This is a genomic window from Actinoplanes sp. NPDC020271, from assembly GCF_044388125.1.
Taxonomy (GTDB): Bacteria; Actinomycetota; Actinomycetes; order Mycobacteriales; family Micromonosporaceae; genus Actinoplanes.
In genome coordinates this window covers 1-9,433 of sequence record NZ_JBIRWQ010000063.1, presented here as the reverse complement: position 1 = coordinate 9,433, position 9,433 = coordinate 1, and the positions used below count along the sequence as shown (strand labels likewise).

10 protein-coding genes are annotated in these 9,433 nt (G+C 70.5%); 7 read left to right on the top strand and 3 right to left on the bottom strand.

The genetic code is table 11. The annotated features are described in order from the left end of the window. Positions 1-269: 269 nt before the first annotated feature. Complete coding sequence (locus tag ACH442_RS47485; protein WP_396344821.1) at positions 270-1,361, bottom strand: IS630 family transposase; 1,092 nt, start codon at positions 1,359-1,361, stop codon at positions 270-272. A gap of 91 nt (positions 1,362-1,452) precedes the next feature. After that, complete coding sequence (locus ACH442_RS47480; RefSeq protein ID WP_396344820.1) at positions 1,453-2,001, bottom strand: hypothetical protein; 549 nt, start codon at positions 1,999-2,001, stop codon at positions 1,453-1,455. Between the two features lie 184 nt (positions 2,002-2,185). Here ACH442_RS47480 and ACH442_RS47475 point away from each other — a divergent pair, with 184 nt between their 5' ends. Both ACH442_RS47475 and ACH442_RS47470 read left to right on the top strand, forming a co-directional pair. After that, positions 2,186-2,509: a hypothetical protein gene (locus ACH442_RS47475; RefSeq protein ID WP_396344819.1), complete on the top strand. Its 324-nt coding sequence runs from the start codon at positions 2,186-2,188 to the stop codon at positions 2,507-2,509. 212 nt (positions 2,510-2,721) lie between these two features. Continuing rightward, complete coding sequence (locus tag ACH442_RS47470) at positions 2,722-3,393, top strand: response regulator (protein WP_396344818.1); 672 nt, start codon at positions 2,722-2,724, stop codon at positions 3,391-3,393. Positions 3,394-3,421: 28 nt separating this feature from the next. On the opposite strand, the gene ACH442_RS47465 is transcribed toward ACH442_RS47470, so the two are convergent. Beyond that, complete coding sequence (locus ACH442_RS47465) at positions 3,422-4,702, bottom strand: alpha/beta fold hydrolase (RefSeq protein WP_396344817.1); 1,281 nt, start codon at positions 4,700-4,702, stop codon at positions 3,422-3,424. Positions 4,703-4,823: 121 nt separating this feature from the next. Between ACH442_RS47465 and ACH442_RS47460 the strand changes: the two genes are divergently transcribed. From ACH442_RS47460 to ACH442_RS47440, 5 genes are all read left to right on the top strand, one after another. Then, positions 4,824-7,028, top strand: a complete 2,205-nt coding sequence (locus ACH442_RS47460) for an ATP-binding protein (protein ID WP_396344816.1) — start codon at positions 4,824-4,826, stop codon at positions 7,026-7,028. Then, the gene (locus ACH442_RS47455; protein ID WP_396344815.1) at positions 7,025-7,777 is read left to right on the top strand and encodes a response regulator; all 753 of its coding nucleotides are present in this window, start codon (positions 7,025-7,027) and stop codon (positions 7,775-7,777) included. The genes ACH442_RS47460 and ACH442_RS47455 overlap by 4 nt, the downstream gene beginning before the upstream one ends. A gap of 34 nt (positions 7,778-7,811) precedes the next feature. Beyond that, positions 7,812-8,117, top strand: a complete 306-nt coding sequence (locus tag ACH442_RS47450) for a hypothetical protein (protein ID WP_396344814.1) — start codon at positions 7,812-7,814, stop codon at positions 8,115-8,117. Between the two features lie 361 nt (positions 8,118-8,478). Continuing rightward, entirely contained in the window at positions 8,479-8,793 is a 315-nt protein-coding gene (locus tag ACH442_RS47445) for a hypothetical protein (RefSeq protein ID WP_396344813.1), read from the top strand. A 236-nt stretch (positions 8,794-9,029) separates the two neighbouring features. Further along, the coding region (locus tag ACH442_RS47440) for a hypothetical protein (RefSeq protein WP_396344812.1) at positions 9,030-9,433 on the top strand (404 nt) is incomplete at its 3' end.

The following is a 9,433-nucleotide window of genomic DNA, read 5'->3' as shown; positions in this document are numbered from 1 at the left end:
ACGTGATCTCATCCGCCGTCTTCGGCTCCACAGAGGCCGATCACGATGCGAATCCCCAGTTCAGAGCCCTGCCGTCCGACAACGCAATGGCCCTGCCTGCGACCCTTCGCTGCTACGCCTCGATCGATCAAGAACCACGGGAGACGCCGCCGCAGCCACCTCCGCCTTCGATATCAACCTCGGCCGGAAAGATCCATTACCAGAACCTACGACGATCAGCGCCGCAGTCACACCAGATATCAACCCGGCCAACGTTCGTGGTCACGGCACTAGTGTTCTGTGCCAGAAATTCGGCTATAAAATCGTGCGAGTGATTCGAGGATCTCTTCTGCGGTCTTGGTCCAGATGAACGGGCGTGGGTGGGTGTTCCAGTCGGCGATCCAGTCTCGGATGTCGGCTTCCAGGGCTTGAACGCTCTTGTGTGCGCCGCGGCGGATCTTCTGGTCGGTGAGGAATCCGAACCAGCGTTCGACCTGGTTGATCCAGGACGAGCCGGTCGGGGTGAAATGCATGTGGAACCTGGGATGCCGGGCCAGCCAGGCCCGGATCGCCGGGGTCTTGTGCGTGCCGTAGTTGTCGCAGACCAGGTGAACGTTCAGGCCGGCGGGCACCTGGTTGTCGATGGTGATCAGGAACTGCTTGAACTCGGTGGCCCGGTGCTGACGGTGCAGTTCACTGATCACCGTGCCGTCAGCGATGTTGAACGCCGCGAACAGGCTGGTGATGCCGTTGCGGTAGTAGTCGTGGGTGCGCCGTTCGGGCATGCCCGGCATCATCGGCAGGACCGGCTGGGACCGGTCGAGGGCCTGGATCTGAGACTTCTCGTCGACGCACAGCACGACCGCCCGTTCGGGCGGGTGGTGGTAGAGGCCGACGACGTCGACGACCTTCTCGATGAACTGCGGGTCGGTCGACAGTTTGAAGGTGTCCGTCCGGTGCGGCTTGAGGCCGAAATCGCGCCAGATTCTGCCGATCGTCGACTTCGACAGCCCGGACTTCTCGGCCATTGACGCCCGCGACCAGTGGGTAGCGTCGCGGGGAGTCTGTTCCAGGGTGTCGACGACGACCTGTTCCACCTGATCGAGAGTGATCGATGGTGGCCGGCCCGGCCGTTGTTCGTCGATCATGCCGTCCAGGCGTTCGGCGAGGAACCGGCGTCGCCACTTGCCCACGGTCGACAGGTGCACCGCCAGTTTCCCTGCCACCTCGACGTTAGACAGACCGTCGGCGCAGGCCAGCACGATCTTCGCCCGCATCGCCAGGACCTGCGACGACTTCGCACGCCGGGCCCAGCGCAGCAACGTCGCCCGTTCCTCGTCCGACAGCGCCAACGGGGCAGTGGGACGTCCTGTCCTCGGCATTCAAACAGGCTACACCGACTTATCAGGCGAATTTCTGGCGCAGAACACTAGCGTGGCGGCATCATCGATTGTGCGCTCATCGGCATGAGCGTTAGTCGTGGATAGTCCACGCATCCCCTGGCAGCCAATGCGAGAGATCGTCAAGCGCCTCAGCAGGGTAGAAGATCGGCCGTGTCAAGAGCCGGTCGCCATCCCGCTGAACGTTGATCGTTACGCCGAGCGATTCCGAGGCAGGTACGCCTGCGCTCACATAGACCATATCGGTCTCGAGGCCGGTCTCGGCGCGGTCTATCATCCATTGCTCCAGCGCCGAAGGCAGCCGGCCGACCAATGCTGTGCCGGCCACTGACACCTGCGGCCCGCACAGCGCATCCACCGCAACGCCCGCAAGCCCTTCGTCTCGGTAATAGAGGTGCAAGCCGAACGCTGAGTAGCGCTCTTCCGTGACCTCGTAGGCGCTCGAATCTGCGGGCTTACGGTATCGGCGCTGCTCAGCCTCCGTGGTGACGGCGCTCATCACGTCGGCAACATCTTCGGGACTCATTCCAAAGCGCAGCGACCCCACCGCCACGAACGGCTCCGACAGCCACTGCTGTCGCTCTTCGTCAGGCAGCACATGCCACCACTCCGTGAACATCATCAAGGAGATTACGACAGCTGCGTTGTAAATCATCGGCTGTCCGCCGCTTGTGGGTGTGGCTCAGATCTGGCATGCGTCCTGCCGGTCACCGTGGCGCGGAGAGGCTCAAGAGGGGACTGCCCAGCTCAAAGTAGCGCTGCCCTCCTCGCCGGATTCAACCCCGGTTCGATCGAGGAGATCAGGCATGGGACAGGTCATCATCGGCATGGGTCCCCACAAACGATCCGCGACCATCGAGATCATCAACGACCGCGAAAAGATCCTCGCACAAGGCCGATTCGGCACCGACCGCGACGGCTACCAGACGATGCTCACCCTCGGACGGCAACACAAGGACCGGGTCTGGGCGGTCGAGGGCTGCAACGGCATCGGCAAACACCTAGCCCAGCGTCTGGTCGCCGACGGCGAGACCGTCGGTCGCCCTGGGGTCCGAAGATGTTTCTCGATGTTGGAATCTCCCACCTACGGAACCAGCATTCCGTACCAGCAATGGGCCCCGACATCGTGATGCGCGCCTCACCGGATCGTTGGGCGGTGAGACGCCGCGCTCGCGGCGGGCGGGGCGGGCTGGTGTGTTGGCCGGCGTTGCGGTCGAGGTAGCGGGGAAATGCTGGAGCGGCACCCGGCGCGCGTTGTCTGCTGAGCGTCCGGCTCCTTGCCACACCCCCTCGAACCAGCCGACACAGCGGTTTCACAGCCACGCACCGACAGCATGGACGCATGTCCGACCGGCCGCCGTCTCGAGTTCTGATCTGTGACGACCAGGAGATGATGCGGGTCGGGTTGCGGATGGTCGTGGAGAGCCAGGCCGGCCTCACCGTGGTCGGTGAGGTCGCCGAGCACCGGTTGGATGTGATGCTTCTGGACGTCCGGATGCCCGGCCTGGACGGGGTGACCGCAGCCGTCAGTATCCGCGCCGCGCAGCCCACCAGCCGCATCCCGACGATCACCACATTCGACTTCGACGAGCACGCGTACGCGGCGTTGCGGGCCGGCGTCGACGGCTTCCTGGTCAAGGATGCTTCTGCCGCCGAGATGCTGGTGGCGATCCGCGGCGTGCTGCGCGGCGACCCAAGGGTGTCCCCGTCCGTCACGCGGCAGTTGCTGGCCCGTTTCATCACCGCCGGCCCCGGCCCGCTATCCGATGCCCGCCTGACGCGGCTCACCGACCGGGAACGCGAGGTGCTCGGTCTGGTCGCTCGCGGGCTGGGCAACACTGAGATCGCCGGTCGGCTGCACCTCGGGGAGAACACGGTGAAAACCCACGTGGGCCCGATCCTCGGCAAACTCGGAGTGCGGGACCGGATCGGCGCGGTCGTTCGGGCGTACGAGAGCGGGTTGAGCCGCCCCGGCGATATGGACGGGAGGTCCGATCGGCCCGCCGGCCGCTGACGCGTCCGACGCTCGCCGGACTCCCGCGTCACGACGGGGGCCGGGCCGAGTTGTAGGGCGGCAGCGGCAGCGGCTCGTCGCGCAGGAAGGCGCGCAGCAGTGCGGCGTACGGCTGCGGCTGACCGGCGGCGATGTCATGTCCGGTGTGCGGCAGATAGACCAGGGTCGCCTGTGGCAGGGTGCTCCGGTACTCGTATGTCTGCGGCCACGGGACGAAGTCGCACTCGCCGCGCATGATCAGCGCCGGCACGCGGGCCCGCCGGAGCGCGGGCCGCGGGTCCGGGATGTGGGTGAAGTTCTCCACAGTCAGTTGGTTGACGTAGAAGCCCTGGTGGTTGTCGTGCACCTGGGCGGGTGCCGATCCGGGGCAGCGGGTGCTGTCCTTGCCGAGCACTGCGATGGAATGCATCAGGGTGTCGGCCTCGTCGTCGCCGACGAGAGCGTGCGCGGCGTTCGGGTTGACAGCCTGCAGGATCGACTCGGCGACGATCCGCGGCGTGGAGAACAGAGCGTCGCGCTGCTGGCGCTGCCCCGCGGTCATCCGGGCCCATGGGTCACCCCCGCCACCGTCCGGGTAGGCGCCCGCCCAGATCGGTCCGGGCGAGGTGAACACGACCCGAGCGACGTGCTGCGGATAGGCCGCGAGGTACTGCGCGGCGAGCGACCCACCCCACGACTGTCCGATGAGGATGATGCGCTCGACGCCCAGCAGGACCCTGATCGCCTCGAGGTCGGCGACCTGCCGGGCAACGGTGTAGCCGGTGACGTCGTCGAGCCGGGTGGAGCGGCCGGCACCGAGCTGGTCGTAGGCGTAGACCTCGAAGCCGTCGGCCGCGAGCGGAGCCCCCACCGCGGGCAGTCCCTCGCCCGGCGTGCCGGGGCCGCCGTGCAGGAAGAGCACGGGAGCTGGGCGAGCCCGGCCGGACGCGGCGGCGTGGACGTAGGCGATCCGCGATCCGGTGGGCAGCTCCCAGAACCGGACGCCGGCCGGTGGGGGCCCGGCGGCCGGGTGCGGGCCCGGCCGGAACACGGTGGCCGCGGCGAGCCCGGCCACCACGATGGTGACGACGGCGGCCAGCACTGCGGCGGAACGCTTGCGGCGACGGATGCCGAGCAGCGCGAACGCGGGCCAGGCCAACAGCCAGGCGACGATACCCAGCAAGCTGAGCCCCACCGCACACAGCAGCGGGATCCAAGCGGTGACAACGGCGGCGGCGAGGAATCCGGCCGCGCCCACGATGACGCCGGTGACCCCGGCCACCGGCAGCAGCAGGGCGCCGGCGCCCCGGTGGAGGAAGGTACGAACCATGACGATCATGCTGGCCGTTAGGCGGATGCCGGCGCCTCGGACCGCGGGATGGTTCTCGCGCACTCCACCCCCGCCGTGCGGCGGGGGCCCGGATCAGCCGTATGGCCCAGACGATCCGAGCGTGCGCCGCCGCGTTCCGGCCCGCAGCGACATCCGGGTGGCCATGGTGGCGGCGGTGTCGCAGATGCTGTTCTGGCTCGTGGTCGGGCCGGGTCTCGTCGCAATGCCCGGGGCTTGCGCCGTGGTGGTGGCCGCCGTACTCACGCTCGTCTACCGCCGGACGGCTCCCGCAGCGGCGCTGGCCGGTGCCACCGTGGCCACCGGGCTGGGAATCAGCGGGCTGGGCGTCGCCGTGGCATCAGCCGCGCCGATCGGTCCGGCCGCGGTCGTGGTGACGGCCTATGCGTTGGCAGTGCACCGTACGGCGGCGGTTTCCGCGGCCGGGGTCACCGCCGCGGCTGTCGGTCTCGCCGGGGCGGTGGCTGCCCGCGGCGCGTCGGCGCGCACCGCCGTCGCGGCCGGGTTCCTGCTCGGCGCGGTGGCGGCCGGGGTGTGGGCGGTCGGGCGGCTTCGCCGGCGGGTCCGCGCGGACCGGGCGGCGGCCATGGCCTTCCGGGACGCTGCGGACCGGTTCGCGGCGCTGGCGGTGGCCCGGGAACGCCGGCGGTTCGCGGCCGAGTTGCACGACGTGGCCGGTCATCGGCTGACCGCGATCCTGGTGTCGGCCGATGCGGCGCTGCGCCTCGCCGATCCGAGTCTGCGGGAGCGGGCCGTCGCGCACGCGATCGGCGCCGGGCAGGCAGCGGTCGACGACCTGGACCAGCTGGCCGCGGCCGCCGACTGCGAGGTCGGCATCGCAGCCGTCGACGAGTTGGTGGCGGCTCACCCTTGCATCCGATACGAACGCACCGCGCGGAGCGTCCCGCCGGCCGTGGCAGCGGTGGCTCACCGGATCGTCCGCGAGGCGCTGACCAACATCATGCGATACGCGCACGGCGCGCCGGTGACGGTGCGCATCGATCACGACTGCGGGATGTTCACCGTGACGGTGCGCGACGGTGGCGGCAGCCACGCCGCAGGCCAGGTAGGCAGTGGTCTGGGCATCGCCGGCCTTCGCGGCCAAGTCGAAGCGTTCGGTGGGACCCTCGAGGCCGGACCGGCCGGACCGGGGTGGCGGCTCCGGGCCCGGCTGCCGTGGACAGCGCCGGATGACCCGTCGGGCACCGGGGCGGCGCCCGGTGCCCGGATGCGGACCTGGGTCGGGGCTGCGGTCCGCGACCGCGCGATGGTCGTCCTCACGCTGGGACTGTCCACCGGCACGGTGCTGCTCCCGGGCGGTGACAGCCCCGATCCCCTGGTCCCCCCGGTGCCCGCCGTCCTGCTGGTGACGATGCTGGTGCTGCACGCGCTGCCGGTGGGCTGGCGGCGACTCGCGCCCGTCCCGGCGCTGACCGCCGCGCTGACGATCCAGGCCGCGTGGCTTGCCGGCACGGCGGCCGGCTGGACCCGGCACGATCCGGCGGAGACGTTCCTGTGGTGCTGGTGGGTCGAACTCGCGCTGGTGTACGCGGTCGGCGCCCACCGGCCCGCCACCCGCCTCGGGTTCGCCGCACCGCTGGCCGTGGCCGCCGTCGGCGGGGTGACCCTGGGCGCCGGCCCCGGCATCACCGGCAATCGGGCCGCGGCGGCTGTGCTGCTGGGTGTCCTGCTCGCCGTGCCGCTGAGCCTCGCCTGGACAGCCGGCCGGGCGGTGGCGGCGCAGCGGTCTCGCAAGTCGTCCGGCGAGGCCGCAGCCCGGGACATCGTGGACCGGCACGCCGAGGAGGCTGCACGCCGCGAACGGACGCGCATTCTGGCCGGCCTACGTGGCAGCGTCCGGCAGCACGCCACCTCGGCGCTCGCCGCCGCGCAGGCGGGCCGCCTAGACGAGGTCGCGGCACAGGCCCGCGCCGGCCTGATCGCTCTGCGAGGGCTGCTGCACGGGCTGCCCCAGGACCCGCCCGAACCGCCGCCCGCCGTCGCCGCCCTGGCCGACCTGGCGTCGCGCCGCTGCGCGGCGCTGCGGTTCGTCGGCGAGCAGCGGCCCCTGCCGGTGCCGGTGGAGGCGGCCGCGCACGGGGTGGGCGCCGTGCTCATCGCCGACGGCGCGTCTGTCACGGTGACGTTCGCGGCCGGCGGTCTCGGCCTCGAGGTATACCGCCAACCGCCGGTCGCGGCCGTGGTGTTGCGATCGGTGCGGGAGTCGGCGGACGCCGCCGGTGGTTCGGTGACGGTCGGCACGGACCGCACCACAGTGCGCGTCTGGTTGCCGGAGGCGCTGCGTTGATCCGGGTCATCGTCGCCGACGACGAGGCCATGGTGTGCGCGGGCGTAGCCGCGATCCTCGGCGCCGAGCCTGACATCACGATCGTCGGGCAGGCCCACGACGGCGACGCAGCGATTGCGCTCGTCGCGTCGGCGGCCCCCGACGTCGCCGTCCTGGACGTACGCATGCCCGGCCGCCGGCGTGCCGCCCCGGCCCCGTCGGCCCGCTGGAGCCCCCTGAACGGCCCGCCGCCGAGCCGACCGGCCGGCTCTGACGGGCTCGCGGCCGCCGCCACGATCGGGCGGGGACACCCGGCGACCCGGACCATCATGCTGACGACGTTCGGCCTGGATGAGTACGTGTTCGCGGCGCTGCGCGCCGGGGCGGCCGGATTCATGCTCAAGGACGCGGATCCGGAACGCCTCGTCGACGCCGTCCGGGTCGTCGCCCGCGGTGACGCGATGCTCGACCCGGGGATCACCCACCGGCTCATCGAGCGTTTCGCGGCCAGTCCCGGTCCCGAGGATGCCGCTCGCCTCGGCCGGCTGACTCCCCGCGAGACGCAGGTGTTGCATCAGGTGGCACGCGGGCTGTCCAACACTGAGATCGCGGCCGTCCTGGGCATCCGGGCGTCGACGGTCAAGGACCACGTTGCGGTCATCCTCGCCAAGCTGGGTGTACGCGACCGAGTGCAGGCGACGATCGCGGCCTACGAGAGCGGCCTGATCCAACCCGGGATACGAGCAACGAAGCCGTCGCACGAACGTTGACGCGCCGGCGAAGCCGTCAGAAGGTCAGGACGATGTGTCCCCGGAGGCCTTCCGCCTCCACTTCCGCTGGTACTGGTCGGCCGGAGCCGGGCTGACCGAGATGTTCGCGCGCCGCCGCCGGCTGATGGCGCCGAGGACGAGGTCGGGCCATGAATCGAGTGCCTTTCATGGTGACGACGGTGTTTACTGCGGTGCTCTCCCGTTGCTTGTCGGCCGTGCCGTCTCGCATATCCCCGAAGGCCGGTGTGCCGACGCGACCGATGGCATGGTCGGGAGCGTAGGTGTGCTGGCGCGCCCGCTCGTATTGTCGCTGTCGCGGCTGCTGCCGCCGGCGCGCTGAGTGGGACCGGCAGGTGCGGTAATCATCGCAGGCCGGATGGCAGCGGCACGTGATGCTCCGCTTTCCGAACACAGCCGGCCTGTCACACGATCGCGGCGCCCCGCGGCGGCGGCTCACGCTGATCGACCTGCCCGCTTCGCAGCCGGTCACCGCGTTGTCGGCTGTCGTCCGGCGGGCCGCATCGTTAAAGTCCTCCGGCGTGACGATACGGGCTCTCTGGAATCCTGGCTGGTACAACTTGGACGCCTCGCTGAAGGTCGGCGAGTAGGCGGTCTTCGCGTTCACTGACGGCGGGCCGGAAGGCTTCGACACGACGTTCATCAACGGGCTGGGTCCCGCGCAGTGGTACGGGTCGGCGACCGTGGAGTCGATCGAACACGAGTACTTCGGCGCCGTGGTGGAGGTTGACACCCGGCCGTTTGGGCAGTACACGTTCACCCTCGCCGACGGGCAATGGGTGACGATCGAGGCGGAGGAGGGCCTGGGAACCGTCAACGGCGCCAGCCCGGGGTTCCCGGTCGCCGACTGTGATCCCGCTTGGGCCCACGACGACGGCTGGGCGCTGGTCGTGACGCTCTCCGCGATCGAGCGCGTGCCGCCGCCCGACCGGTCGGGCTCCCGGGAACGGTTGAAGAGTCACTTCCGCGATCTCTTGGAACCCGGCCCGCAGGACTGAGCCGGGCCGACGAGCACGACGCCGCCGGGCCGGGCTGACGGATCAGCGCCCGGCGGCAGAGGCGCACGCGGGCGTCCGGGACCTCAGCGCCTGCGCTGGGCGATCGAGGACGGGATGCGCCGTTAACCGCAAGCCCGGGTGTTGTAGATGGTGAGTGCCCCAGGCGGCGGCATGTAACGGGTGAATCCGGGCGGGTTACCGGGGCGGCGGGCTCGGGCGTCGCTTGACTGGGTGGCGTGTGGAGCATCGGGAAGGTCACTGATATCCGGACCGTGCTGCTCTCGGCGGTCTCGCTGGTGGTGGCCGGGGTGTGGCTGGTGCCGGGGGCCTGGTGGCGGTGGGCCGGTGCGGCGACCGCTGCCGTCGGCTGGCGGTGGGTGCCGGTGGTGCTGGCCGTGGCCGGTGTCGGTGGCCTGCGCAGGGTAGTGCGACGGCGGCCGGTGCGGCCGGCCCGCGCGCGGCGGCGGCCGATCGCTGAACGGGTGCCGCTCTCGGTGCACGTGATAGCGCTGGTGGTGGCGGCGGCTGGGGTAGCTGCGGGCGCCGGCTATGTGCTGTGGACTCTGCTGGGCCGGGCCGGGGCCGGGGTGTGGACGGTGCAGTACACGTTCGACGCCATCAAGATTGTGTTGACGGCGGT

Excerpts from the sequence above, each read along its gene's own strand:
- ACH442_RS47475 (WP_396344819.1), top strand. The coding sequence starts at position 2,186 with ATGGGACAGGTCATCATCGGCATGGGTCCCCACAAACGATCCGCGACC.
- ACH442_RS47470 (WP_396344818.1), top strand. The coding sequence starts at position 2,722 with ATGTCCGACCGGCCGCCGTCTCGAGTTCTGATCTGTGACGACCAGGAG.
- ACH442_RS47485 (WP_396344821.1), bottom strand. The coding sequence starts at position 1,361 with ATGCCGAGGACAGGACGTCCCACTGCCCCGTTGGCGCTGTCGGACGAG.
- ACH442_RS47465 (WP_396344817.1), bottom strand. The coding sequence starts at position 4,702 with ATGGTTCGTACCTTCCTCCACCGGGGCGCCGGCGCCCTGCTGCTGCCG.
- ACH442_RS47480 (WP_396344820.1), bottom strand. The coding sequence starts at position 2,001 with ATGATGTTCACGGAGTGGTGGCATGTGCTGCCTGACGAAGAGCGACAG.